Annotated in this window: 22 protein-coding genes; 9 read left to right on the top strand and 13 right to left on the bottom strand. The window is 53.0% G+C overall.

The annotated features are described in order from the left end of the window. Positions 1 to 5 precede the first annotated feature (5 nt). Positions 6 to 1,274 carry a lipid IV(A) 3-deoxy-D-manno-octulosonic acid transferase gene (gene waaA / locus B3007_RS00375; protein WP_301377819.1) on the top strand — a complete coding sequence of 423 codons (1,269 nt, stop codon included), beginning with the start codon at positions 6 to 8 and terminating at the stop codon, positions 1,272 to 1,274. 43 nt (positions 1,275 to 1,317) lie between these two features. Here the strand turns inward: waaA and B3007_RS00370 are convergent, their stop codons facing one another. Together B3007_RS00370 and B3007_RS00365 are read right to left on the bottom strand one after the other, a co-directional pair. Beyond that, positions 1,318 to 1,836 (bottom strand): DUF1566 domain-containing protein, encoded by a 519-nt coding sequence (locus B3007_RS00370; RefSeq protein WP_301377817.1) that lies wholly within the window; start codon positions 1,834 to 1,836, stop codon positions 1,318 to 1,320. A gap of 20 nt (positions 1,837 to 1,856) precedes the next feature. Further along, positions 1,857 to 3,227, bottom strand: coding sequence for a DUF1566 domain-containing protein (locus B3007_RS00365; protein WP_301377815.1), 1,371 nt, complete (start codon positions 3,225 to 3,227; stop codon positions 1,857 to 1,859). 180 nt (positions 3,228 to 3,407) lie between these two features. On the opposite strand from B3007_RS00365, the gene B3007_RS00360 reads away from it, so the two are divergent. Together B3007_RS00360 and B3007_RS00355 are read left to right on the top strand one after the other, a co-directional pair. Then, positions 3,408 to 3,665: a type II toxin-antitoxin system ParD family antitoxin gene (locus B3007_RS00360; protein ID WP_301377814.1), complete on the top strand. Its 258-nt coding sequence runs from the start codon at positions 3,408 to 3,410 to the stop codon at positions 3,663 to 3,665. A gap of 8 nt (positions 3,666 to 3,673) precedes the next feature. Further along, positions 3,674 to 3,979, top strand: a complete 306-nt coding sequence (locus tag B3007_RS00355; RefSeq protein WP_301377812.1) for a type II toxin-antitoxin system RelE/ParE family toxin — start codon at positions 3,674 to 3,676, stop codon at positions 3,977 to 3,979. A 110-nt stretch (positions 3,980 to 4,089) separates the two neighbouring features. On the opposite strand, the gene speE is transcribed toward B3007_RS00355, so the two are convergent. The 3 genes from speE to B3007_RS15600 form a co-directional block, all read right to left on the bottom strand. Further along, positions 4,090 to 4,944, bottom strand: coding sequence for a polyamine aminopropyltransferase (gene speE / locus B3007_RS00350; protein WP_301377810.1), 855 nt, complete (start codon positions 4,942 to 4,944; stop codon positions 4,090 to 4,092). 138 nt (positions 4,945 to 5,082) lie between these two features. After that, complete coding sequence (locus tag B3007_RS00345; protein ID WP_301377808.1) at positions 5,083 to 6,021, bottom strand: alpha/beta fold hydrolase; 939 nt, start codon at positions 6,019 to 6,021, stop codon at positions 5,083 to 5,085. Positions 6,022 to 6,135: 114 nt separating this feature from the next. Further along, positions 6,136 to 6,576: a gamma-glutamylcyclotransferase family protein gene (locus B3007_RS15600; protein WP_301377806.1), complete on the bottom strand. Its 441-nt coding sequence runs from the start codon at positions 6,574 to 6,576 to the stop codon at positions 6,136 to 6,138. Positions 6,577 to 6,740: 164 nt separating this feature from the next. On the opposite strand from B3007_RS15600, the gene B3007_RS00340 reads away from it, so the two are divergent. After that, positions 6,741 to 7,445, top strand: coding sequence for a hypothetical protein (locus B3007_RS00340; RefSeq protein WP_301377804.1), 705 nt, complete (start codon positions 6,741 to 6,743; stop codon positions 7,443 to 7,445). A gap of 1 nt (position 7,446) precedes the next feature. Here B3007_RS00340 and parC read toward each other — a convergent pair whose 3' ends face one another. From parC to B3007_RS00305, 7 genes are all read right to left on the bottom strand, one after another. Continuing rightward, positions 7,447 to 9,705, bottom strand: coding sequence for a DNA topoisomerase IV subunit A (gene parC, locus B3007_RS00335; RefSeq protein ID WP_301377802.1), 2,259 nt, complete (start codon positions 9,703 to 9,705; stop codon positions 7,447 to 7,449). 86 nt (positions 9,706 to 9,791) lie between these two features. After that, entirely contained in the window at positions 9,792 to 11,585 is a 1,794-nt protein-coding gene (locus tag B3007_RS00330; RefSeq protein WP_301377800.1) for a putative bifunctional diguanylate cyclase/phosphodiesterase, read from the bottom strand. A gap of 65 nt (positions 11,586 to 11,650) precedes the next feature. Then, on the bottom strand, positions 11,651 to 13,540 hold the full coding sequence (gene parE, locus B3007_RS00325; RefSeq protein WP_068442612.1) for a DNA topoisomerase IV subunit B: 1,890 nt from the start codon (positions 13,538 to 13,540) through the stop codon (positions 11,651 to 11,653). Between the two features lie 66 nt (positions 13,541 to 13,606). After that, entirely contained in the window at positions 13,607 to 14,215 is a 609-nt protein-coding gene (locus B3007_RS00320) for a YqiA/YcfP family alpha/beta fold hydrolase (protein ID WP_301377798.1), read from the bottom strand. A 1-nt stretch (position 14,216) separates the two neighbouring features. After that, the gene (gene cpdA, locus B3007_RS00315; RefSeq protein ID WP_301377796.1) at positions 14,217 to 15,023 is read right to left on the bottom strand and encodes a 3',5'-cyclic-AMP phosphodiesterase; all 807 of its coding nucleotides are present in this window, start codon (positions 15,021 to 15,023) and stop codon (positions 14,217 to 14,219) included. Positions 15,024 to 15,175: 152 nt separating this feature from the next. Continuing rightward, positions 15,176 to 15,631: a DUF1249 domain-containing protein gene (locus tag B3007_RS00310; protein WP_068442623.1), complete on the bottom strand. Its 456-nt coding sequence runs from the start codon at positions 15,629 to 15,631 to the stop codon at positions 15,176 to 15,178. 143 nt (positions 15,632 to 15,774) lie between these two features. Next, positions 15,775 to 16,386 carry an NUDIX domain-containing protein gene (locus B3007_RS00305; protein ID WP_068435246.1) on the bottom strand — a complete coding sequence of 204 codons (612 nt, stop codon included), beginning with the start codon at positions 16,384 to 16,386 and terminating at the stop codon, positions 15,775 to 15,777. 183 nt (positions 16,387 to 16,569) lie between these two features. On the opposite strand from B3007_RS00305, the gene B3007_RS00300 reads away from it, so the two are divergent. From B3007_RS00300 to B3007_RS00280, 5 genes are all read left to right on the top strand, one after another. Beyond that, entirely contained in the window at positions 16,570 to 17,877 is a 1,308-nt protein-coding gene (locus B3007_RS00300; RefSeq protein WP_068442626.1) for a TolC family outer membrane protein, read from the top strand. A 169-nt stretch (positions 17,878 to 18,046) separates the two neighbouring features. After that, positions 18,047 to 19,036, top strand: a complete 990-nt coding sequence (glyQ, locus tag B3007_RS00295; protein ID WP_068442629.1) for a glycine--tRNA ligase subunit alpha — start codon at positions 18,047 to 18,049, stop codon at positions 19,034 to 19,036. 1 nt (position 19,037) lies between these two features. Further along, positions 19,038 to 21,116 (top strand): glycine--tRNA ligase subunit beta, encoded by a 2,079-nt coding sequence (gene glyS, locus B3007_RS00290; protein WP_301377792.1) that lies wholly within the window; start codon positions 19,038 to 19,040, stop codon positions 21,114 to 21,116. Between the two features lie 151 nt (positions 21,117 to 21,267). Then, positions 21,268 to 22,143 (top strand): hypothetical protein, encoded by an 876-nt coding sequence (locus B3007_RS00285; protein ID WP_301377790.1) that lies wholly within the window; start codon positions 21,268 to 21,270, stop codon positions 22,141 to 22,143. A gap of 20 nt (positions 22,144 to 22,163) precedes the next feature. Continuing rightward, positions 22,164 to 23,324 carry a hypothetical protein gene (locus B3007_RS00280; protein ID WP_068442641.1) on the top strand — a complete coding sequence of 387 codons (1,161 nt, stop codon included), beginning with the start codon at positions 22,164 to 22,166 and terminating at the stop codon, positions 23,322 to 23,324. A 66-nt stretch (positions 23,325 to 23,390) separates the two neighbouring features. On the opposite strand, the gene B3007_RS00275 is transcribed toward B3007_RS00280, so the two are convergent. Beyond that, positions 23,391 to 25,058, bottom strand: a complete 1,668-nt coding sequence (locus B3007_RS00275) for a hypothetical protein (RefSeq protein ID WP_301377787.1) — start codon at positions 25,056 to 25,058, stop codon at positions 23,391 to 23,393. Positions 25,059 to 25,080 lie beyond the last annotated feature (22 nt).

Here is a 25,080-nt window from a genome sequence, read left to right as displayed (position 1 = left end):
GCACTGTGGCACGACACATCTACACCCTGATTTACAGCCTCTTCTTACCCTTAATCGTCGCCCGACTGTGGTGGCGTGGACGCGCGAACCCGGGTTACCGCCAGCGTGTCGCTGAACGCTTCGGTTTTCTGCCCCATAGGCCACGTCCGGGCGGCCTTTGGGTGCATGCTGTATCCGTCGGTGAAACGCTCGCAGCGGCTCAGTTTGTCAAACAGTTCATGGAGCAGAACCCGAACACGCCGGTCATCATTACCAGTACGACTCCAACGGGCTCAGAGCAGGTAAAACGCATATTCGGCGAGCGCGTGTTCCACATGTACCTGCCGTATGACCTGCCGTCATTCATCAATCGTTTTATCAAGAACATCCAGCCTGGTGCCTTGGTCATTATTGAAACTGAACTCTGGCCAAACCTATTGGCATCATGCGCTAAGCATGACCTTCCAGTGGTACTGGCGAACGCCCGACTGTCCGAGAAGTCTGCTCGTGGATACGCAAAACTCCCAGCGTTGACCCGCCCAATGCTACACAGCCTGAGTGTAGTCGCAGTGCAGAATCCGACGGACGGCCAGCGCTTTATTGAATTAGGGTTACCCACCGGCCGTATGAAAGTAACCGGCAGCGTAAAGTTTGATGTCACTGTTCCGGAGGACTGCCATAAGCAGGGAGTCGCGCTTCGCGGGCAATGGGGAGCAGATCGCCCGGTACTGGCACTCGCATCCAGCCACCCGACCGAAGACGAACAACTCCTTGATATCTATCCAGCGTTAGAGAAAGCCATTCCAGGCCTCCTGCTACTACTGATTCCACGCCACCCAGAACGTTTTGAGCCAGTGACCAATGCTGCCCGTAGCCGCCACCTGCACGTCCACCGCCGCACGAATGGCAACGTCTCTGACGATATTCAGATTTATGTTGCCGATACCATGGGCGAAATGCTGAATATGCTTGCCGCAGCCGATGTCGTCGTCATGGGCGGAAGCCTTTATCCGGGCGGCGGCGGTCACAACCCAATTGAACCGGCTGCACTCGGCAAAGCCACCTTGATTGGTGCTGATCACATAAACTTCACCAGTATTGTTAATGAACTGACCGAGGCTGGCGCCATAGCCGTTTGCGAAAGCCTGCCGGCGTTGCAGGATGAGGTAATTCGCTTGCTGAGGGACAGCATTGCCCGCGAAGCGATGGGTCATAAAGGGCTGGACGTGGTAGAGAGTAATCGTGGTGCAGTAGCGCAGTTGCTGGCGTTGGTGAAAGAGCAGTTGTCGGACTGAAGCTATACCTGCCTTCTGAACACATTACTGCCCCAAATCCGAATTATGGTAAGTGACGTACTAATCGAACATGATAATATGCATTACGTTGCCTAGAGAAATCAGCGCCGTATTCAAACTCCACAGTCCACGAATAGCCATCGCGGCCTGCTTCCGGCGATCCCGACCAGAAACTTGATGAGGGTGTCGCCGGAAAAATTGCTAGATTAATCGCCGGATCTAAACGATCCTCCGCAACCAGGGAGCTCAATTCTTTAATATTCGGTAGGCGCCAGTCTGAATAGCCCGCAACTGATATACCTGAGGTCAACGTAAGAGCATCACTCCAAGTATAAGTTGTTGCCGCGCCGGTGCAGTTACCCGCACCACCATTAGGTTCCCAGACTTGTCCTTCTGAGCACTGCAACCACATCAAACGAGTCTCGTTGTCCGTAACCGTACCATCGTCGTGTAAGGTATAACGACTATCAGGTGTGATATTTTCAATATCGGGGTTCACTGTCTGCGCGAAAGCCAGCAAAGGCACCAGCAAAACGACGACAACTGACAAATAGTTTTTCATTCAATTTTCCTCTTTAGTGATCAATTATGCGCAGAACGAACGACCCTTACTCTAAAGTCGGCGTCACGGCTAAAGTTACCATCACCGCCAGTGTAGAAGTTCATAATCCAAGAATGACTATTACGACGAGCATTAGGTGACCCTGACCAATACCAAGTGCTAATAGTGTTAGGGAAGTAACCAATCTCAATACCGGGATTGGCACGCCCATAATGAACGATGCTGCGCAGCTCTTCTTTTTTAGGCATGCGCCAGTCGTTAGCGCCACACAGGCCGGCGGCATTGACGCGATCTACAAAGGCCTCGGTATTGCAATGCGTGGTGCTGTTAGCGTTGTCGTAGCCGTAACAGATAGCCCCATCGTCATCGGCGTAACCGACAGAGCCGCCATTGGTGGAGGAGTCGGTGTCGTACCAGTTATATCGGTCGTCGGCATCATGGAGGCTGTCGCCGACGTTACCATCAGAAGGGGTTTTGACCTCCCAGATTAAGCCGGTAACGTTGTCGCGCACGCAGGACCATTCGGTGGCGCTTTCTGGCAGATCGTTGCCGCTCGCATCGAGTTTGGTGAAGTCAAAACCAGCATCGCCAGCACCGGTTTTGGCGAGCTGGCCGTTGGCAGCTTGTGGATCGCGGCCATAGTGGGCATCCTGCCCCGAAGGTATCAGATTGCCGTCGGCATCAATACCATCTGCGGTGTGCGTCGCTCCAGTATCGGTACAGTTGAACGTTGAACTCCACTGGGCTTCATCTTCGGCATCGTAGTTACCGCACAGGGTGATGCCAGTATCATTGAGCTGCCCTTGCTCATTAAAGATGACGTCGATAGTGCAGTCGGCGGTAATATTCGTAATGTAGTCGTTGCCTGTGCGCGTACCTTCACAACCTGTGATGGCCGAGGCGTAATATCCGCTGTCTGGCGCTACCGTCAGGGTCAGGTTGTCACCGTGCAATACGGTTTGTGCCGTATCGGGCGTGACAGTACCATTGCCGCTGGCATTGATAGACACTATGTATTCAAGGCGGGCGAAGGTGGCGTTGATGGCACAATCAGCAGTGATGGCATCCACTGTAAAGGTGTTATCGGTAAGTAAGCCGCCACAACCGCTGGCCGATTCAATGCGATAGCCGGTATCTGGCGTGATGCTTACGCTGAAACCGGTGCCTTCTTCAACGGTTTGCGTACCCGTCAGACTGAGTACACCGCCGTCGGTCGCGGCAAGCGTAACGGCGTAAGTCGTTGGTTGCTCAGACGCTTGCTCGTTTTCAGAATTTTCGCTGTAACTGCCCGGATCAGCCGGTGTTTTGTCTTTGCTGCCTGAGTCGCCGCAGCCGGTCAGTGCCCCGACAACAAACAGCATAGCGAGCAAAGGTGAGTACGTTGCCTTCACGTTAGAGTCCCTGTGATTTCTTTTGGGGCACTTTATAAAGAAAGGAGCTCAGGGTCTATTGTCAAAGTACGTCGAAGGTAGCCGGTTAAGAAATAAACCTCAGGCAATAATCAAAAATTGACAATCTTTGTAGCGACTCATAATCTGAAACCAATATCCACTCAATCAGAGAGGCTCACCATGCATATCTCGCTCACTTCTGAACTCGAATCACGGGTTAAAGCCAAGGTAGAAAGCGGCCTTTATAACAATGCCAGTGAGGTTGTACGGGAAGCTCTGCGTTTTATGGAAACCCACGAAGACTGGGTTCGTGAGCTGAAACTGGCGCAGCTGCGTGAGCAGCTAAAGGTCGGAGCGGACCAGCTCAACCAGGGCGAAGGCATCAAGGTTGAATCCCGTGATGCGTTAGATAGCCTGTTTAAAGACATCACCGGCTGATTTCAGACGTGACTTTCGCACTAACCATTTCGCCCGCAGCGAATAACGATCTTAGCGATATCTACCGCTACAGTGCCCAACAATGGGGACAGAGGAAAGCGCGAGATTATCTGGATGCGATCAAAGATACATTCTGGAGGCTAGTGGAGCAGCCTCATAGTGGTGTACTGCGGCCTGAGTTACTCGATAGTTTGTTAACCGACACCCGCAGCCTGTTAGTAGAGAGCCATGTTATCTACTACCAGATACGAGCGAATTCGGTACAAATCATCCGGGTACTGCACGCCAGACAGGATCCCGGACGGCATTTTTAGGCACCAATACGAAAAACGCCCGCGCTGGTAGCAACCAACGCGGGCGTTATCGTTTCTATCATTACTTCTATCTTTGCCTTAGGGCTTCAGATGAATACCAGGCAAATGCCTTACTTCATCAGCACTTTCACGTAATTCGGCAACGCGAAGCTGGCGACGTGTACTTCAGGGTTGTAGTAACGGGTTTCAAAGCCCGCCGCATCATAGCGCGCCTGAATCTGCTCAACTGTTTGCTTGCGCAGTGACTCATCGTCTGTTGCCCATGCCAGAGACATAAAGCCGCCCGCATAAGTTGGTACCGGAGCAACGTAGAAGCTGGCTTCGTTATAAATCTTGCTCAGGCGCTGGTAAGTGTTAGTCACTTCATCGCCCTGCATAAATGGCACGCCATTCTGGGCCACCATGATGCCGCCCTCGTTCAGGCACTTTTTCTCATCGGCGTAGAAGTCAGAGGTGAACAATACTTCGCCCGGACCAATAGGATCGGTAGAGTCAGCGATAATTACATCAAACTTGTCAGTGCAGTTGGCCACGAAGTCTTTGCCGTCAGCAATGACGATATTGGCTTTCGGGTCGTCATAGGCGCCGTCAGAGTGTTTCGGAAAGTACTCTTTGCACATATCTATCACGCTCTGGTCGATCTCAACCTGAGTCACGTGCTCTACGTTCTTATGACGCAGAACTTCGCGCAGGATACCCCCGTCGCCACCACCAATAATCAGGACACGCTTTGGATTGTGGTGTGCCAGCATCGGCACATGCACCATCATCTCGTGATAGATAAATTCATCTTTCTCGGTGGTCTGTACCACGCCATCAAGCAGCATCACCCGGCCAAGAAACGGCGTCTCAAAGATCTCCAGATGCTGATGTTCGGTTTTTACTTCAAACAGCAGATCACTGACAGTGAAGGACTGGGCGTAGTCGTCATACAGACGCTCGCGGACAAAAGTTTTCTCAGTCATGGGCGGATTCCAGATGGGAGTGAGTAAAGCGCCGGATTATAGCTGCCATAGCAAATCAGGACTATGGTGAAGTAATCGTAGGGCAAACAAAAAGGCCAGCAATTGCTGGCCTTTTCTTTGGTTTAACACCGTAATTGATTACTGCTCAAGCCCCGCAATAAAGGCTTTCAGATCTTCAGCGGTCTGCTTTGGCGCTTCCAGCTGAGGCAGGTGGCCAATACCTTCCATCTTGATAGTAGTCACGTTCTGCATCAGCTGTTCGAGAACATCCGTTGCACCGACGTTAAGCACGCGATCTTCGACACCCCAAACCAGAAGCGTCGGGGTCTCGAGGCCAGTCACACGTTCTTCAACACTGTCCGATTTGATCTGAACGAAAATATCCTGTTCCAGTTCAAAGTTGTCGATGCGTTTCTTAGCCATCTGGTCCAACACGAACCCAGGGACAAACGGCGGCTCACTCATTACGATGTCGAACACATCGCGAAATTCATCTTCGGTTTTGGCTGTCAGTGGGTTCTTGCCCGTTTCTTCGATAATCTCCATGACTTCAGATTTTGGCGCAGACCAGACACCGCCCGGATCAAGCAACCAGAGGCTCTTTACCTCAGCTGGATACAGCGCGGCGTAGGTCATAGCAATATGGCCACCCATGGAGCTGCCGCCCATATGGATCTTACGATCAAGATTCAGCTCGCTGAACAACTCATGCAAACGTTTGGCCTGAGCGGTTGGTGTGTAGTCAGCTGGGTTAGGTTTCGACGATTCACCAAAACCAATATGATCAGGCACGATCAGGTGGAAGTCTTTCAGGTATGGCGCTGACTCAGTGAAGTTGTCTTTGTCAGCACCAAAGCCGTGCAACAGAACCAGCGTGTCAGCGTCGGTATTTTCTGACTCCAGGTAAACGTAGGTCAGACCACTTGGCAGTGTAATTTCTTTCTGTTCAAGGTCTCCAAGGCCGCGTTTCACATCAACCAGAAACGCTGCGGTCCCCTCTGGGGCAACCATGATAGTGCCTGTAATACCAATGACTACAACCACCACCAGCGCGGCTATCGCTTTAACTATTTTCATTATTACTCCTCTATGAGTCGTTCATTCACTTATAAGCAGGCAACATAGTAAGGTCTGGTAATCATGCCGCCCATATCTTTTCCGGCCGGATTACGAATTCAATGGCTCGTTTTGTTACATTTTTAGCCAGTCGTTTGATGGAATCAGCTCTATCCGCCGGATCATTCCAGTTAAATGGCCGATGTACTCATACACCCAAACCTCGATTTCAGAACCCTCTGCGGTTACCGCTATCACCTTACACCGACGGTATTCATGAGGCTGTGGGCAAGAGGCGGAACAACCCTCATACACATCAAGGCAGGCAAGAATGCGGTCATTAACGCAATAAATGTCTCCCTGAACATGTGAATATGACGAAGTACCCGGCAAGCTTCCGGGCGCGACCCACCCAGGATAGAGCCCCAATGAGAGCAAGTGACCAGGAACAGTCGCAGCCGTCTCATGGCGGTCTTTTGTCAGGAGTGCTCTTGCCTTATCGGAGCCCACTATGGAACTGGTAAAGCGCGCAGCCGGCCTTAAGCTGCCGTAGACAAACAGGTAATCGCCTTCCATTTCTTGATATCTGTGACAAATTTGACAGAAAGCGTACCGGAAAACGCTGGATTTGTGACTTCCTCCTCAAATTAACAGTCTTGTCATTAAGGGCCCGTTTTCATCCAGGAATGGATTGCTATGGTAGTTAACCGATTTAGTGAATACCCAGGCAAGGAGTTGTTATGAAGACCAGGCGCTCAGTTCTATCAACGATGATCCTTGCCTCACTTACCTGCATCAGTGGATGCATGAGCGATAATTCAAACGCAGACAGCTCGCGAACAGACAGCTCCCCAGCGGGGGTATGGTATGTTCAGACAACAATGAGCGATAGCATCAATGACTCAGGAAGTGATATCCGCACCCAAATGTCCGGACGACAGCTTGTCGTACTGGAAGAGACTGGCCACGGAGAATTCCGGCTACACGACTGCACCGCTAATTTCACGCCAATAACACTCAACCAACAGGCTTCACAGTTGCGCGGCGCCTATTCACTGACCGATAAGACTGCGACTTCACCTTACAGCGAATCGGGCTCTCTGAGCATCACTCTGGATGAAGGCATGATGCACGGACAATACAAGCACTTCGACAGAAATTTCGATGGCTCGTGGGACAGTGAACAAACAGCCTATTTCGAAGGACATAAGGTCACCGCGGCGGAGACCCTGGAAGCACTCAGTCAGGCTGAGATTGATGCAATACTCAGTGGCGAGGCAAACCGCTCGGCAGCGACTGTCCCTCAGGGGGCAACTTGCACCGGCATCGCAAGCGTGACGACCGATGGCACGATCAGAGCAAGACCAACATCCCAGGCCGTTGCAGATCTGTTAAGGCCGGAGCGGCAACCCGACCTTTTCGTTGCTTCAGAAGGTGGGCGCTGATTTAGTCAGCCCCCTGAACCTCCATCGAATCAACATTCTGGAAACCACGCGGTAACTTGTTACCACGGCGCCCACGCTCTCCCTGGTAATGTTCAAGATCTGAGAACTTGAGTTTCAGGTGACGCTTACCGGCATGAACCAGCAGGGTATCCCCTTCTTTGAAAGCAAGCGTGGCAACCATCAGCTCTTCTCTGGCGGCCGCCCGGGTGCCGTTGATGTTGATCATCTTGTTGCCTTTACCGCGCGCCATCTGTGGGAGATCAGCCGCAGGGAAGACCAGCATCCGCCCTTCATTACTCACCGCGGCAATCCAGCTCTTATCCGGCTCGTCGATCAGTGTTGGTGGCAACACTTTCGCGTTGGTCGGCACAGTAACCAGTGTCTTACCGGCTTTGTTCTTGCTCTGCATGTCAGCGAGCGTACCGATAAAGCCATAGCCCGCGTCGGTACTTAGCAGGTAGCGGTCATCGTCTTTGCCCATCAATGCATTCGTGAACAGACTGCCTGCCGGAGGGTTCAGCTTGCCAGTTAACGGCTCACCCTGACCCCGTGCTGAAGGCAGTGTATGCGCCTGCAAACTGTACGATCGGCCAGTGTTATCAAGGAAGATCACACTCTGATTCGATTTACCTTTGGCCGACGTGAGGAAGGCATCACCGGCTTTGTAGCTCAGGTTTGCACCATCAACGTCATGACCCTTGGCGGCGCGGACCCAACCTTTCTGCGACAGTACCACCGTAACCGGATCGGCAGACACCAGCTCGGTCTCGCTGAAGGCTCTCGCCTCGGCACGGGTAACCACCGGAGAACGACGTTCATCGCCATACTGCTCCGCATCGGCAGTGAGTTCTTTCTTAATCAGAGTTTTCATACGACGTTCAGAACCCAGAGTTTTCTCGAGCATGTCGCGCTCTTTCTCCAGCTCATCCTGTTCGCCACGGATCTTCATTTCTTCGAGCTTGGCCAGATGACGAAGCTTTAACTCAAGAATGGCTTCGGCCTGAATATCTGAAATACCAAAGCGTTCCATCAGCACCGGCTTTGGTTTGTCTTCAGTGCGGATAATATCGATCACTTCGTCGATGTTCAGGAAGGCAACCAACAAACCTTCAAGGATATGCAAACGCGCCAGTACTTTATCCAGGCGATGCTGCAAGCGACGACGCACCGTACCGGTACGGTATTCCAGCCACTCACTGAGCATGGTTTTAAGATCTTTGACCTGCGGGCGACCATCAAGACCGATCACGTTCATATTAACGCGATAGTTCTTCTCAAGGTCAGTCGTCGCAAACAGATGCGCCATCACTGCGGCGGTATCAACCCGGTTGGACTTAGGCACGATCACCAATCTAGTCGGGTTTTCGTGATCTGACTCGTCACGTAAATCCGTTACGAGCGGCAGCTTCTTAGCCTGCATCTGAGCGGCGATCTGCTCAAGAATCTTGGCGCCAGACACCTGATGCGGCAGCGCCGTAATGACGATATCACCGTCTTCAAGAGTGTAGACCGCGCGCATTTTGACGCTGCCTTTACCCGTGCGGTACATCTTCTTGAGATCTTCGCGTGGGGTAATGATCTCGGCTTCTGTCGGGAAGTCCGGCGCCATGACATGCTCACACAGAGCATCAATATCGGCTTTCGGTTCATCCAGCAGGCGAATACATGCCGAGGTCACTTCGCGGACATTATGCGGCGGAATATCCGTCGCCATGCCCACCGCGATACCGGTCGTACCGTTGAGCATCACTGTCGGCAGACGTGCTGGCAGTGTTGCAGGCTCGTCCATGGTGCCATCAAAGTTCGGCTGCCACTCGACCGTACCCTGACCAAGCTCGCTCAGAAGCACATCAGCAAACTGTGACAACTTAGCTTCGGTATAACGCATCGCAGCAAAGGACTTCGGATCGTCCGGCGCACCCCAGTTACCCTGACCATCGACCAGCGGATAACGGTATGAGAACGGCTGAGCCATCAGCACCATGGCTTCATAACAGGCGCTGTCGCCATGTGGGTGATACTTACCCAACACGTCACCGACAGTACGGGCCGATTTTTTGTACTTAGCCGTAGACTTCAGGCCAAGTTCGCTCATGGCATAAATGATCCGGCGCTGTACCGGCTTCATACCATCGCCCACATGAGGCAGTGCGCGATCAAGAATGACGTACATGGAGTAATTCAGGTACGCATTCTCGGTGTATTGTTTGAGTGACTGACGTTCAACGCCATCATCGGTATAACTGATCTGATCCGTCATAGTATCCGGTTGTCTGCTCGAGGCCCGTCACAGGGCCGTGTTTAAAATATTCTGCTTCTGACTTAACAATTAAACTGCGTTTAGGACTACGTTTCGGAATAGTGCCTGAGGAAATCGTCCGCCGCCATAGGCCGGCCGTACAGGTATCCTTGCAACCATTCGCAGCCAAGGTGTCTCAGGGTCTCGCCCTGCTCTTCATTTTCAACGCCCTCAGCCACCACTTCAATGTTCAGGCTATCGGCCATGGCCACTATCGCGCGGGCGATCTCGTAGTCGTTTTCCTGATCGTGAATGTTACGCACGAACGACCGGTCGATTTTCAACACACTGACGGGCATCTCTTTTAGCTTGCTCAACGAAGAGTATCCGGTACCAAAATCATCAATTGAAAACTCGACACCCAGCGCCCGAAGCTGGTGAATCTGGTTGTTCACCTCGGTCATGCCCGACATCATTAACGATTCGGTCACTTCGAGCTCCAGCCAAGCGGGCTCGAAACCGGTTTCTTTCATAATGGTTTCAACCGTTTCGGCGAAGCGACTGTTGATCTGCATGGCCGACACATTGACGGCAATTTTCTCAAGTTTCATTCCCTGCTGACGCCAACTCATGAACTCAGCGCATGCGCGTCGTAACACCCAGAAACCGAGTTCCCGGATCAGGCCACTGCTTTCTGCCAATGGAATAAATTCATGCGGAGAAACCTGGCCGCGTAATTCATGAGGCCAGCGGATCAGTGTTTCGACCCGGCGAGGGACTCGCTCTCCGGGCCGGAACTGCCCCTGAAACTCGAGGCTGAACTCTTCATTCTCAACCGCATCTCTCAAGTCCTGCTCCAGCGACAACTGACTGCTCTTATGAGCCGACAGTTCCTGTGAATAGATGCAGCTGCGATTGCGCCCGAGCGCTTTTGCGTGATGCAGTGCGGCATCAGCATGTACTAGCAGAATATCACTGTTGTCCCCATGCTCAGGGGCCAGTGCAATCCCTGCGCTGGCATTGATACTGAGCAAATGGCCCTGCAACTGATATGCACGTGCTAAAGCTTCGAGAAGCTGTGTGCACTTGCTCTCAACGTAGGCTTTATCCGCCTGCGTCAGTACGACGACAAATTCATCGCCACTCAAGCGGGCGCAGATATCACTATCTCGCAGATTACTGCTCAAGCGGTGAGCAACGTCACGTAGCAGCAGATCACCGACCGTATGGCCCAGCGCATCGTTCACTTCACGGAAACGGTCAAGGTCGATGAAAATTACCGCCAGCGACTCATCATTGCGCTTTGCCATCTGCAGCGCAAAGGTCAGTTTTTCATGCAGCAGCGCTCTGTTGGCAAGCCCGGTCAGAATGTCATGACGCGCCTGATACTCAAGTTTCTTCTGCTTTTCGCGGGTTTCCGTAATGTCACGGCATGTAAGAAGCACACCGACACACTCCTGAGTGTCACTGAACAGCGGCTGGCGGTTTATCTCGAGCAGTACCTGTTCACCATCCGGCCCAAGCAACCATTCTTCTGAGCGTATCGCACTGCGTCGCTCAATGGCTTCAACATCGCGCTGGCGCATCCGCTTAGCACTCTGCACATCGAAGAAGTCGGTATCACGCTGACCTTTAATTTCATCAGCCGGACGACCAAGAAAACGACTACCCGGCCCATTACACAGGCGATAGACGCCGCGCCGGTCTTTGTAGAACACCATCTCAGGCAGCGCCCCGAAAATGTTGCCGAACAAGGCGGTATGCGCACCCAGCTGACGATCACTGCGCGCGCGTAGCTGGCGCTGCTGAAGCAACAGCAGCACAGTGAATACTGAAATCATGGCCAGCAGTAATACGGCCAGAATCAGATCAAACGGCTCAGCAGCAATCCCATCAGCCATAGCAGGCAAGGGTGCCAGCAGCGCACTGCCGGCTATTGTGCTGGAAACAGTGGAGCGGTGAAAAATCAGAGAATCTCAACCTCGTTGCCGTGCGTCTCTAACCATTCCTTACGGTCAGAGGAGCGCTTCTTCGCCAACAGCATATCCATCATTTCATTGGTGCCATCCCCCGGCTCCAGCGACAGCTGGACGAGACGTCGGGTATTCGGGTCCATCGTGGTTTCACGTAACTGCATCGGGTTCATTTCACCCAGACCTTTAAAGCGCTGGACGTTCACTTTGCCACGCTTATTTTCGGCTTTAATGCGTTCAAGAACGCCCTGCTTTTCACCTTCGTCTAACGCGTAGTAGACATCTTTACCGACGTCGATCCGGTACAGCGGCGGCATCGCGACATAGACGTGGCCATCCGCCACCAGCTTGCGGAAGTGACGCACAAACAACGCGCACAGCAGGGTCGCGATATGCAGACCATCGGAGTCTGCGTCGGCGAGAATACAGATCTTGCCGTAACGCAGGCCATCAAGGTTATCTGATGCTGGGTCAATCCCAAGAGCAACGGCGATATCGTGTACTTCCTGCGATGCCAGAATTTCTCCTGACTCCACTTCCCAGGTATTCAGAATCTTACCGCGCAGCGGCATGATGGCCTGAAACTCGCGATCACGGGCCTGCTTGGCAGAACCACCCGCCGAATCACCTTCCACCAGAAAGAGTTCCGTACGTTCGCTGTCCTGACCGGTACAGTCGGCCAGCTTGCCCGGCAAAGCTGGACCCTGAGTAATTTTCTTACGTGCGACTTTCTTGGATTTGCGCAAACGCGACTGCGCACTGGAAATCGCCAGCTCAGCCAGACGTTCGGCATCCGCGGTATTTTCATTCAGCCAAAGCGCGAAGGCATCTTTCACTACGCCCGAGATAAAAGCTGAGGCTTCACGAGAAGACAGGCGCTCTTTGGTCTGACCCGCAAACTGAGGGTCGGCTAACTTGGCAGACAAAACATATGAGCAGCGCTCCCAGAGATCATCTGGTGTCAGCTTGATCCCGCGCGGCAACAGGTTGCGGAATTCGCAGAACTCACGCAACGCGTCGAGCAAGCCAGAACGGAAGCCATTCACATGAGTACCGCCCTGCGCGGTCGGGATCAGGTTAACGTAACTTTCCTGCAACAGCTCTCCGCCTTCAGGCAGCCAGAGCACGGCCCAGTCGACACCTTCAGTATCGCCGCTCATTGCGCCTGTGAAGGGCTCTTCGGGGATCGCTTCCCAGCCAGTTGTCGATACTTTGAGGTAATCTTTCAGACCATCTTCGTAATACCACTCAGCACTGTCTTCAGCGTTCGGGGCATTGAACTTGATACGCAGTCCCGGGCAGAGAACCGCTTTAGCACGCAGGTTGTGCTTGAGTCGTGCGACAGAAAACTTGGGAGTATCAAAGTATTGAGGGTCCGGTAAAAAGCGAACGCTGGTACCGGTGCGTTTCTTACCACAGGTGTCGACCACCTGAAGATCAATCGCTTTATAACCGTCTTTAAAGCCAATGCGCTGGACCTGACCGTCGCGCCAGATGGTTACTTCGAGCACCTGCGACAGGGCATTCACGACAGAAACACCGACACCGTGCAGACCACCGGAGAACTGGTAATTGTCATTACTGAACTTACCCCCGGCATGTAACTGGGTAAGAATCAGTTCAACGCCCGAAATACCATGTTCAGGGTGAATATCCGTTGGCATACCACGACCGTCATCAAGCACAGTCATTGAGCCATCTTCGTGCAGCGTCACTTCGATCTTGCTGGCGTGACCTGCGAGAGCTTCGTCCACCGAGTTATCAATCACTTCCTGCGCCAGGTGATTCGGGCGGGTAGTTTCGGTGTACATGCCCGGACGCTTACGGACCGGGTCCAGACCACTCAGGACTTCAATCGATGAGGCGGTGTATTGCTTTGACATCTGTTCCCCTGTCAAACCATGAATTGCAGTAATGTCCGGAGTATACCGGGGCGTGGGGGAGTCTGCCTACCAGAGGCGACTCAAGTGCCCCAGCATCTGAGGTACCCGATCAATAAAATGCTGGAAACTATGATCACCGCCGCCTTCCAGCCAGGCCGGGCATTCGCGATACAGCTCAGCAGCATGCCGGTAATCGAGAGTTTCATCGCCTGTCTGCAATAGCAGCAGCAGATTCTGAGGATTCTGAACAACTGGCGTATTGAGCGCTTCAAGCTGATGCAGGTGCGCTTGTTCGAGTAGCAGCGTTTCGCCCGTATGGTAGTGAGTGTGCTCGCCGAGGTAATGCCTGAACAATTCGAACGGCCTGACCGCGGGGTTGATCAATACGGCAGGAACATCGTGCTTTTCGGCTAAAAAGGTCGCGTAAAAGCCACCCAACGAACTGCCGACAATCCAGACCCGGTCATGCTTCTCACGCAATTCCGCCAAGGCCTGCTCGGCGAGTGCAATGGCATCCTGAGGAGCGAAGTGGATAAAAGGGGCATTAATGGAACCGAGTTCGGGATGTTCACGGAACAGAGCCATCATCTGCTGGGCCTTCTCAGATGCAGGTGAGCTGAGAAAACCGTGGAGATAAAGGCAGCCGCTGTTTTGCACAGAGGCTGGAATCAGCATATCAATATCCTGTCTGGGTACGATCTACCGCAAAGGATACATTGCTCAGGCGTTCAACGCCCGTGCTGATGCGCCCATCTTTGTGCAGCTCTAACCAGCGGAAACCCGGTGCAGCTTCATCAAGACTGAAGCCACTGGTCTGCGGCTCAAACTGTATACAGGTTGAGGGCGTGGACATCAGGCGCACGCCATTCACGTAACCATCGCAGCTCTGATGCACGTGGCCCCAGAGCACACCTTTCGCGTTGTCATGAGTACTGAGAATATCCATCAGCGCCTGACGGTTGCGCAAACCGATGTTGTCCATCCACTCGCTGTTCATCGGGATCGGATGATGATGCAGACAAACGAGCGAATGCAGGTCATCCCGCTCCGTCAGAGCACGTTCGAGCATATCCAACTCCTCCTGCCTGAGCTGGCCAAACACAGCACCTTCCACCTGAGAGTCGAGCATCACAATCTGCCAGTGTTCGCTGCGGATCACCTTATGCAGATGATCCCGCTCGCGTCCGACTTTCTCCAGATTACGGGGTTCGTCATGATTTCCGGGAAGCCAGAAGACAGGGGCACCGAAGCGGGCCATGGCATCGTCCAGCAGGCGGTAGGATTGTTCGCTGCCATCCTGAGACAGGTCGCCTGTGACAAGCATGGCATCAGCCTGAAACGGAAACGCATCCAACTGAGACAAAACGGCGTGCATACTGTCGTACGTGGGTACGCCCAGCAGCTTACCACCGATATCCCCGAAGAGATGGGTATCGGTCACCTGCACGATGCGCAATGTCTCGGCGGATGTCAGTTGGAACACGTTGGCCTCAGTGTGAATTTCAGTGGGCTGAGACTATATACTAGACGTCTGTCGAAGCCCCGAACGGAAACCCATCACATATCGGAATATACGGGCCAATATACGAAAAAAGTACCAGCCCAGGCCAGAGTGGCCCGGCTCAACACACTTAATTAAAAGGTCGGCGTAAAACTGAAAGGCTGCTCGACATGCCCGTGCTGCAGACAGTGCTCGAGCCAGTCGGCAAGAAACTTATTCAGCTGAATTTTTTCATCGGGCATGCGCATCTGAGGATTGGGGTATTGATACCGCCCCTCAAATTTATGCTGGTTCTGGTAACTCAGCACCTCGGCCATGCTGGCGTCGTGGTACAGGCGCACATTCATGGAAGGAGGAGTGACCCACTCCGGGCTCAAGCCCTCCTGCTGTACGGTCAGCATCGTGGTGTATGGCTGCACCTCGTCGATCCTGATCCGCACCCGGGCACTCTGATCACCCATCCCTGTGATCGCAAACGTGCGCTCACCGCCTTCGTCGGTCTCAGGCAGCAAGCGAAGGAATCGCAGGTAATTCGACTCGGCAACGGAAGCCATTTCCTGCAGGTCAGGGACGTAGCGTTTACGGCGCAAGCGTTCTCTCCGGAGTAAATATCAAAGACACAACACCTTAGCAGGACGCATGAAGATTTTCCTGATCAGCGCCACTACCGGCAATGTCAGACATGACTGAAGACGCCCTCAAAAGAGCGCATGTGTCGTCCTGAACGCTGCCTTTAAGCAGTCACTGAGGCGTGATTAATCTTCAGCCATTGTAACGCCATAATGGTCGCCGCGTTGTTGATGGTGCCATCCTCCACACCGCGATAGGCATCGTCAAACGGCACCACAAATGCACGGATGTCTTCATGTTCGTCATCAAGACCATGCAGCCCGCCCATGCCTTCACTGTCGATCAGTCCACAGAAAATCGCGACCTTTTCGCTGGTACCGCCTGGGGACACCCAGTAATTGCACACAGGAATCAGGCGGGTGGGCACGGTGCCAGCCTCTTCTTCGGATTCACGCAAGGCGACGTCCTCAGGCGTTTCGCCCTCTTCCACCATGCCCGCGACCAGCTCAATCAGCCAGGGAGAACGTTCATCCTCAAGCGCCCCGACGCGAAACTGCTCAAGCAGCACCACTGCATCTTTTTTGGGATCAAACAGCAGGACACAGACCGCCTGCCCGCGCTCGAAAAGCTCACGAGTGAACGGCCCCATCCATTCGCCGTTAAAGCGTTTATGGCGAAGGGTGAGCTTTTCCATGCGGAAGAACCCCTGATATGCGACTTCTTTTGCCTCCACGACGACATCGGCGGCTGTCATGGGCGATGGGAAAACGGACATGCTTGACCTATCTATATATCTATACAAGAATATTCGAATAAACACCGGCAATACTGACTGTTCGCTCAGTAGCAACAAAGGTGAAACTGAAAGCCGGATAATTTCTGTTAGACTTGGTGCACCTCCGGAAATTCCAGGGGCACCTGAGAGCATTTTATACCTTCTCCTGGGAAAGGCACCTTTATGAAAAAACTGCTTACTCTGACATCTGCAATCCTGTTGCCATCGGCCGTTATTGCTGCAGATCTCAGCACCATATACGACATGGCCGCCAGCAACGACCCACAAATTGCTGCTGCCCGCGCCAGTCGCGAAGCAGATGCATACAACGTCATGATCGCCCGCGGCGCTCTGCTGCCACAGGCAGAAGCCAGCTACACGCACACTAATGTCGAAATCGAAATCGACGGTGTAAACGGACTGGTCACTGATTACGAACTCGGCGCATTCTCGGTTACCGCCGGAATGTCACTGTTCAACCTGAACAGCTGGTACACCTACAAGGCAGCTCGCGCTGGTAACGACAACGGCATTTACGAGCTGCAAATGGCCGAACAGCAACTGCTGCTTCGTACGGCGGAAGCCTACTTCAACGTCCTGCGTGCCGAAGACAACCTGTCGACTGCCGATGCTGAACTGAAAGCCGTGCAACGCTCACTGGAGCAAACTAAGCAGCGCTATGACGTCGGCCTGACTGCGATTACCGATGTTCATTCGGCGCAAGCCGCTTACGATCTGAGTTATGCCAACCTGCTGGGCCAGCAGGCAAACCGCCAGATTCAGTACGAAACGCTTGAGCAGCTGACAGGCCAGACCATCAGTGATGTTGCCGCGTTGAAAGGCTCGGTGGACATGAATCGTCCAGAGCCTGCCGACCCGAACGCCTGGGTTACTTCCGGCATGGATAAATTCCCGGGCCTGCGCATGGTGGACTCACAACTTGAAGCCGCTCGCCTGCAACGCAACGCCGCACGTGCAGCGCACCTGCCTACCGTAGAAGTTTTTGCTAACTATGAAGACGGCGATCAGGCCACAACCATCACCGAAGATCCTGCTAGCGCCACCCGAACCGCTTATGGCATCAAGGTATCAGTACCTCTGCTGGCCGGTGGTTCTCTGTATGCTCAGACCAAACAGGCTGCTCTGAATTACGCTGCCGCTGACTATCTGCTTGAGAACGAACGACGCACAGTTCGTCAGAATATCCGTACTCTGTACCTGCAGGTCCAGAATGATGTTCTGAACATCAAGGCACGCCAGCAGTCGATCCGCTCTGCACGTAGTGCACTGGATGCGACCCAGACAGGGTACAAAGTCGGTACCCGCAATATTGTTGAAGTGCTCGACGCACAGCAGCAGCTGTACGGTGCAGAGCGTGACTACGCAAACGCGCGTTATGACTACATCATCAACCTGCTGACCCTGAAGTACTACGCAGGCACGCTGAACGAAGGCGACATCAATATGCTGAATGGCTGGCTGCAAGGCTGAACAGCTTTCAGCAAAACACCAATCAGCGTGAAAAAAGGGGCCTTGGCCCCTTTTTTTGTGTCCGTTTACTTTCCCCAATGAAGACGGGGCGTCTGCCCCCTGTTATCCCGCGCCGCCACTGCTATAATCGCCAGTCTTTGAATTCGCGCAAACCACAGGAATTATCACCGTGAGTGAGAGCCGCCATAACATCAAAACCTTCCAGGGCCTTATCGCTGCCCTGCAGGAATACTGGTCCGAGCAGGGCTGTGTGATCAATCAACCGCTCGATATGGAAGTCGGTGCCGGTACCTTCCACACCGCTACCTTCCTGCGTGCTATTGGCCCTGAAAACTGGGCATCTGCCTATGTTCAGCCAAGCCGCCGCCCGACCGATGGCCGTTATGGTGAGAACCCGAACCGTCTGCAGCACTACTACCAGTTCCAGGTGGTTCTGAAACCTAATCCGGTAAACATTCAGGAACTCTACCTCGATTCGCTGCGTGCAATGGGCGTTGATCCTCTGGTGCACGACATCCGCTTCGTTGAAGACAACTGGGAATCTCCAACGCTGGGCGCCTGGGGTCTGGGTTGGGAAGTCTGGCTGAACGGTATGGAAGTCACTCAGTTCACGTACTTCCAGCAAGTGGGCGGCCTTGAGTGCTTCCCGGTGACTGGCGAAATCACCTATGGTCTTGAGCGTATCGCCATGTACCTGCAGGAAGTCGATTCTGTTTACGATCTGGTCTGGACCTACGGCCCGGACGGCAAAGCCGTGACTTACGGCGATGTATTCCACCAGAACGAAGTCGAGCAGTCGGCGTACAACTTTGAACACGCGGACGTAGACTTTTTGTTCACTGCGTTTGATCAGTACGAAAAAGACTGCGCTCGCCTGATTGATGCTGGCTTGCCTCTGCCAGCCTACGAGCAGGTTCTGAAGGCATCACATACCTTCAACCTCCTCGATGCCCGTGGCGCCATCTCTGTGACCGAGCGTCAGGGCTATATCCTCCGCGTCCGCACTCTGGCGCGCTCAGTTGCACAGGCGTACTTCAACAGCCGTGCAGAACTGGGCTTCCCGCTGGCTGAAGAAGCCAACCGTGCTGATGTGCTCGCCAAGTATCAGGCCGAAAAAGCCGACCGCGAAGCAAAAGCTGCCGCTCAGGAGGAGAAGTAAAATGAGCCAGTCTAATAAAGATTTTCTGGTAGAGCTCGGTACCGAAGAGCTGCCACCAACGGCGTTAAAGTCGCTGTCTGACGCTTTCACTACTGGTGTTGAAGCCGGCCTGAAAGAAGCTGGCCTGAGCCACGGAAACGTCGTCAGCTACGCTGCTCCACGTCGCCTCGCCATCACGATTGAAGCACTCCAGTGCGAACAGGCCGATAAAGAAGAAACTCTCTACGGCCCTCCGGCGAACATTGCCTTTGATGCCGACGGTAACCCAACAAAAGCGGCTGTAGGCTTTGCCTCACGGGCAGGCGCTGATGCCTCTGAACTTCAGACGGCACCCGAGTCACACGGCAAAAATGCCGGTAAGCTGATGCTGCAACGCACCATCAAAGGCCAGCAGACTACCGAACTTCTCGCCGGCATCATTCAGACCAGTCTCGATAAGCTGCCAATTCCTAAGCGTATGCGCTGGGGTGCATCACGTGTTGAATTCGTACGTCCGGTACAGTGGCTGGTCATGCTGCTGGGTGATGCGGTAGTTGATGGCGAAGTGCTGGGCCTGAAAGCCGGTAATACCAGCCGTGGCCACCGTTTCCATGCACCGGGCGAGATCGTGATTGCCAACCCAATGGCGTATCAGGAAACCTTGCGTAGCGCCTATGTGATGGCCAGCTTTGCAGAGCGCTCAGCCCTGATCAAAGAACAGGTCACAGCTGAAGGAAAAAACCTCGGTGGCGAAGCCATTATTGATGAGGACCTGCTCGACGAAGTGACCGCACTCAACGAGTGGCCTGTCGCTCTGGCTGGCTCATTCGACGAAGACTTCCTGCGCGTTCCGCCAGAAGCACTGGTGTCTTCTATGAAAGAGCATCAAAAATACTTCCACGTGATGAAAGATGGCAAACTGCTGCCTAACTTCATCACGGTATCAAACATCGAGTCGAAAGACCCTGCGCAGGTGATCTCAGGTAACGAGAAAGTGATCCGTCCACGTCTGGCCGATGCTGCCTTCTTCTGGGATACCGACCGTAAGCAGAAACTGGAAAGCCGTTTCGCCAAGCTCGAGAACGTCGTCTGGGTAAACAAACTCGGTTCCGTTGCTGATAAAGCCCGCCGCATTGGCGCACTGGCAGCCCGCATCGCTGGCGAAACCGGTGGCGATAAAGCACTGGTTGAGCGTGCAGCGCAGCTGTGTAAGAACGACCTCGTATCCAACATGGTGTTTGAGTTCACCGACCTGCAAGGTCTCGCCGGTAAATACTACGCGGAACACGATGGCGAGCACGCCGATGTTGCAGCCGCCATGGTTGAACAGTACATGCCTGCGTTTGCGGGTGATGAACTGCCGGCAACACAGACCGGTACTCTGATTGCACTGGCCGACCGTCTCGACAGCCTTGTCGGTCTGTTTGGCTTAGGTCAGATCCCAACGGGCTCCAAAGACCCGTTCGCACTGCGTCGTGCGTCTCTGGGTGTGCTGCGTATTCTGGTTGAGAAAGAGATCAATATTGATCTGGCGACTCTGATTGATTACGCACTTGAAGGCGACTGGAAAACGGCACCGAAGGCCGATACCAAAGCCACCCTGATCGAATACATGCTGGATCGTTTCAGCGCCTGGTACGCGGATGAGAACATCCCGACTGGCGTATTCCAGGCAGTACGCGCTCTGGGCGTTACCAATGCACTGGATGTGAACCGTCGCGTTAAGGCCGTGTTCGAATTCAGCAAGCTCGATGCTGCCGAATCACTGGCTGCCGCGAACAAGCGTGTATCCAACATCCTCGCCAAGAACGGCGGCGATGCCGTCGAAGCCAAAGTTAACGGCGAGCTGCTTTCACAGAACGAAGAGCAGGTACTGGCCCGCGAAATCGCAGCCAAGCATCAGGCGCTCGAGCCCCTGATGGCCAAAGGCGATTACGCCGCCGCCCTGAACGAACTGGCTGGCCTGCGTACCGCAGTGGATGCTTTCTTCGATAACGTTATGGTCATGGCCGATGACGAAGCCGTGAAAAACAACCGTCTCGCACTGCTGAAGCAACTGCAAGGGCTGTTTATCGGTATCGCGGATATTTCGGTGTTGTAAGGCTGATACCTTGACCAAGAAAAGCCCGCCAGGCATGTCTGCTCGGCGGGCTTTTTTGTTTATTAAACAGACATATGTCACAGCTTGACTATGGTTTGGTACGGCTCAGATTGTTACACTCAGGTCAATTCAGGATCACTTGCAATGGACTATGTTTAAGCGCCTCTTTGCCTCTCATAAAAATCCCTACGTTCCCGGTCTGGACAATCCAGAGCGCGTGTCTGTATCCATTGCTGGCTGCAAGCTGGATATCACGCTGCCACCGCACTATTCCTCAGCCGGTTTCGACGCTGATGTCGAGCCGAAGGATATTCCTAATATCTACGAACGCTCCATTTACGACTACGGCCACGAATACGAAGATAATAAGTTCAGCTACGCCAACTGTATTCGTCGGAATTGGGAGTTTTTCGGCCCAATCTGGAAGTTTGATTCCATTGGAATGACTGATTTTCAGGTCACATCATTAAGAGTTGATTGCCTTCCAGAAGGAATGAGCTGTTTCAATCCAGCTACTTTAGAGCAAGTAGTCATGCGCTATTTGTATGAAACAGGCCCAGCAATGCCTGATTTCGGGCGGAAGCTTGCGCCTGTAAACTGGCGGGTCGAGAGCAAACAGGGCAACCCATGGATCTTGTTTGAGCAGCACAAAGACCTCCCGGCAGACAAGCCTGAAGAGCACGAAGACTCTAATTTTAAAGCCTTCGCAGTGACTGCCCTGGATGATCATTACATCTTATTTTTACGCTTTATTAATTTTGGAAGCATGCCGGTTGCAGAATCAATAGAGGCTGCGAGCAAAGTCCGGGATCTGGTTGTCGGTAGCATTCACTGGCAACTGAGTGATCACGCCGAAAAGCGAAAGCAGGAGGTCAGGTCCAAGTACCCCAATGCCTCTATTAGCCCGGAGCGCCAGCCTGCAACCTGGAAGTATCCCGCCAAATGGCGTGAAGGGGTTGCAAGCCAGGGCGAAACACGCGCCATCATTCTAGAACCAGGCGACCCAGCACCCGAATTCCATATTTAACCATTACACGGAGAGTAGTTATGTCAGTTACTAAAGCAGGATACGCTCAGATATTCAGCAGCCATGAATCTGGAATCGCACACAATGTGCATATTCCGGAAAGTCAGAAAGCATCGTGGGAGACAATCAAGAACTCCCACGTCGGTAACTACTATGAAACCACATTACTAAGGGCGGTATTGCGCCTTGCCGTTGGCGATAAAACGGTCGCTCCCAAAGCGAGCATAGGTGCATTCAGCTTCTCGTATACGACCAGTGCTGATCGGAAAGATATATTCATCAACCTGATCAGCTTTAAAAACGACGCTCATATTTCAGCCAGAACCCCGGGTATTTACAAGCCAAGATGGGAGGGTGATAGCTGGGAAGTTTCTGAAAGTTCAAGCCCATCTACCGCGATGGATTTAGATCACGCTTGGTCAAATAATGCTCATGTTGCTGCTATTTCAGGAGAGTTCGAAAACAAAGAGCGGGCTGGGCGAATGATGGGTGTTCATATTGAAAAAGCCTACATAAAAGGCAGTAACGCACTCTCAGATGCTCGCCAGCGAGGCAACCATTATTCCCTGTTCTGGCTGAACAACGAATTCACCAGCAAAGAGCATGTTCAAAGCCTTGTATCAATGATCCAGCAAGCGCAAAAGCAGAGCAAGAGTATGAAGTGGCTGATTCATGGGGAAGGCTGTGGCACATTCGTACAGGCACTACGCTTTATCAAAGCGAACCCGGTTGCCAGCGATATCATCACTGCGCAGAAAGGCATGGCCAATCAGGATGTTTTCTTTTCCAATCCTCGTGGACGTCACACCAGTAAAAAAGATCTGGAAGCTATCTGTAAGTCCGTCGGTATGAGTTTTGTCGATGTAAACCTCAATAAGAACGACGTTTTACATAATCCAGATGCTCGCAATGATGCTCTGAAAGAAATTGGCAAAGCGGCAGGTGCGGTTGCTTTCACCGGTGCTGGCGCTCACTTTGCGGGTGAAGCCGGTGTCGAAAGTGTGCAGAAACTTGTCGAGCTGGCGGCTTCAAGCCCAGCAGGCTTAGGTTCTGCACTGGCTATTGCCGGTGGCGTCGTCGTTATTGCTGGTAAAGCCGCCAGCCTATGCGGAATGGCACGCAACCTCAAAGGTGCAATGTCCTCGACCTTCGGTTCTGGCAACCAGAATTGGGCTTCCTGAATGATCACAATAAAAAAGCCCGGCCATTAACAATGGCCGGGCTTTTTTGTTTACAACGTACTTAAATTATTCCGCTTTATGCCCGACTCCAGCTGGGTAACCGCGTCGGATTTCTTTCATATGAATGCGTCCCTCAATTGGATCATCGCTGTGATCCTGCCATTGCATCCACTGCGTCAGCGAAATAGAAAGCTGCAATGAATAATCCAGTGAAATCCAGCTGCTGCGTCCGCTGTCATAAGCCGGTACGCCATCGCCCATCACGTTAACTGGGCCAGAGCCTGTTTCAACCGTCATATTAAATGGCTCAGCTGCTGGCGTATTGGCGAAGTAAATACTGTCTATTTCAGCAAAGCCGATACCGTTATTCACTGTTGCATCAGCACCACTGCGATCTTTACCAATAGCCGGGTTAGCCGCATTTGGCGTGACACATTCTTTGGTCAGAGATGAGAACTGCGAGAGAAGTGGCGGTGTCACCAGATTTTTGTCTGGTACAGAAGCCGTTCCATGACAGGACATACATGAGCTGTTGGCATTATCCGCAGGGCCATTTAAGCGATAATTACAGCCCAGATGCCCCATTTGCTTCATGACGTCATCACCACCGTATTTATTCAGCTCATCAACGGTATCCCAAAAAATAACTTCCTGTTTAAAGCCATTTTTCTTCACGTCGACCGGATGGTTATACGCAAGCTGACCTTCTGGTGGTGTGTCGTTACCCCACATAACACCCAGCAGAGCAATACGCTGCCACGGGTCTGCTACATCCGCCTTACGCTGACCGTCAGCAACGAAGGTACCGAACACCCACTCAGTACCTTTGGCACGACTGTCTTTTACAGCAAAGTCGAATTGCAGCAAGGTCACGTCACCCCACTCGGTAGTACTGCGAGGGCACTGCTCGCTCTCTTCAATCAACGTACACTCTTTACCGTTAGCAGGTGTGCAACTGCAGAACGTTGGATCTGAGATATTGGCATTCCAGCTCGGAAGATTCTCCATCACTGGCAGCACATCAGGGCTGAGCGTATTGAAAAGCGGCTTACCGATTACCGCGCCTTCGTCAAAGCTGACGTCGTCCTGCGGAATTTTCGCGGTGCCGTCGGCCTGCCACACTGTTCCCAATGTATAAGCTGCCGTGGCATTGAAGAAACCCACCGCCCACATGGTGCTTTGCTTATCGCCTTGGGGTGTTGAGAACGTTACCGGCGCCTCTCGTGTCAGGCCGTGTGTGAACTCGCGTCCGCTCATGGCATCGTAGGTCTGGAATGGAATGTTGTACCAGGGACGAACCTTGTTATTACACACGTCCCAGTCTTCCGCATCTTTCTGGTTAACGTTGCCCTCCTGAATATATTTCATCACCAGCCAACCGTAGTCGTACGCCAGCTTAGCTTTCTCTTCCTGAGACGTACCTTCGTCGAATAGCGCATCAAATTTGCTGTCACGCCATTTCTGACTTGCCGCATCGTCCACCGGGGAGCGCGGGAAATCATCCGACAGCTGATACACAGGGCCTGTCCAGTCAGCCGGGGGAACGTTGCTGGTTTTCTGACCGACCCATTGATCCTGAAATGCCGGGTCCTGCCAGTAACTTGGGTAAGTGCCTGTACAGGTTCCATTCCTGGTTGAATCGGTGGTTGCTACGCTTTCTTTCGGGGATTCTCCGCAAGCTGCCAGCATCAATGCTGAGCCACATACGGTCGCTGCCATAAGCCGTTTTATCATTGTTATATCCATATCCATCGTC

The organism is Thalassolituus sp. UBA675 (assembly GCF_002297765.1).
Classification (GTDB): Bacteria; Pseudomonadota; Gammaproteobacteria; order Pseudomonadales; family Oceanobacteraceae; genus Thalassolituus.
This window is presented reverse-complemented; position numbering and strand designations above follow the sequence as displayed.

Coding starts and splice junctions, on each gene's coding strand:
- B3007_RS00370 (WP_301377817.1), bottom strand. CDS start 1,836: ATGAAAAACTATTTGTCAGTTGTCGTCGTTTTGCTGGTGCCTTTGCTG.
- B3007_RS00360 (WP_301377814.1), top strand. CDS start 3,408: ATGCATATCTCGCTCACTTCTGAACTCGAATCACGGGTTAAAGCCAAG.
- speE (WP_301377810.1), bottom strand. CDS start 4,944: ATGACTGAGAAAACTTTTGTCCGCGAGCGTCTGTATGACGACTACGCC.
- B3007_RS00345 (WP_301377808.1), bottom strand. CDS start 6,021: ATGAAAATAGTTAAAGCGATAGCCGCGCTGGTGGTGGTTGTAGTCATT.
- B3007_RS15600 (WP_301377806.1), bottom strand. CDS start 6,576: ATGGAAGGCGATTACCTGTTTGTCTACGGCAGCTTAAGGCCGGCTGCG.
- B3007_RS00340 (WP_301377804.1), top strand. CDS start 6,741: ATGAAGACCAGGCGCTCAGTTCTATCAACGATGATCCTTGCCTCACTT.
- parC (WP_301377802.1), bottom strand. CDS start 9,705: ATGACGGATCAGATCAGTTATACCGATGATGGCGTTGAACGTCAGTCA.
- B3007_RS00330 (WP_301377800.1), bottom strand. CDS start 11,585: ATGGCTGATGGGATTGCTGCTGAGCCGTTTGATCTGATTCTGGCCGTA.
- parE (WP_068442612.1), bottom strand. CDS start 13,540: ATGTCAAAGCAATACACCGCCTCATCGATTGAAGTCCTGAGTGGTCTG.
- B3007_RS00320 (WP_301377798.1), bottom strand. CDS start 14,215: ATGCTGATTCCAGCCTCTGTGCAAAACAGCGGCTGCCTTTATCTCCAC.
- B3007_RS00305 (WP_068435246.1), bottom strand. CDS start 16,386: ATGTCCGTTTTCCCATCGCCCATGACAGCCGCCGATGTCGTCGTGGAG.
- B3007_RS00300 (WP_068442626.1), top strand. CDS start 16,570: ATGAAAAAACTGCTTACTCTGACATCTGCAATCCTGTTGCCATCGGCC.
- glyS (WP_301377792.1), top strand. CDS start 19,038: ATGAGCCAGTCTAATAAAGATTTTCTGGTAGAGCTCGGTACCGAAGAG.
- B3007_RS00285 (WP_301377790.1), top strand. CDS start 21,268: ATGTTTAAGCGCCTCTTTGCCTCTCATAAAAATCCCTACGTTCCCGGT.
- B3007_RS00280 (WP_068442641.1), top strand. CDS start 22,164: ATGTCAGTTACTAAAGCAGGATACGCTCAGATATTCAGCAGCCATGAA.
- B3007_RS00275 (WP_301377787.1), bottom strand. CDS start 25,058: ATGATAAAACGGCTTATGGCAGCGACCGTATGTGGCTCAGCATTGATG.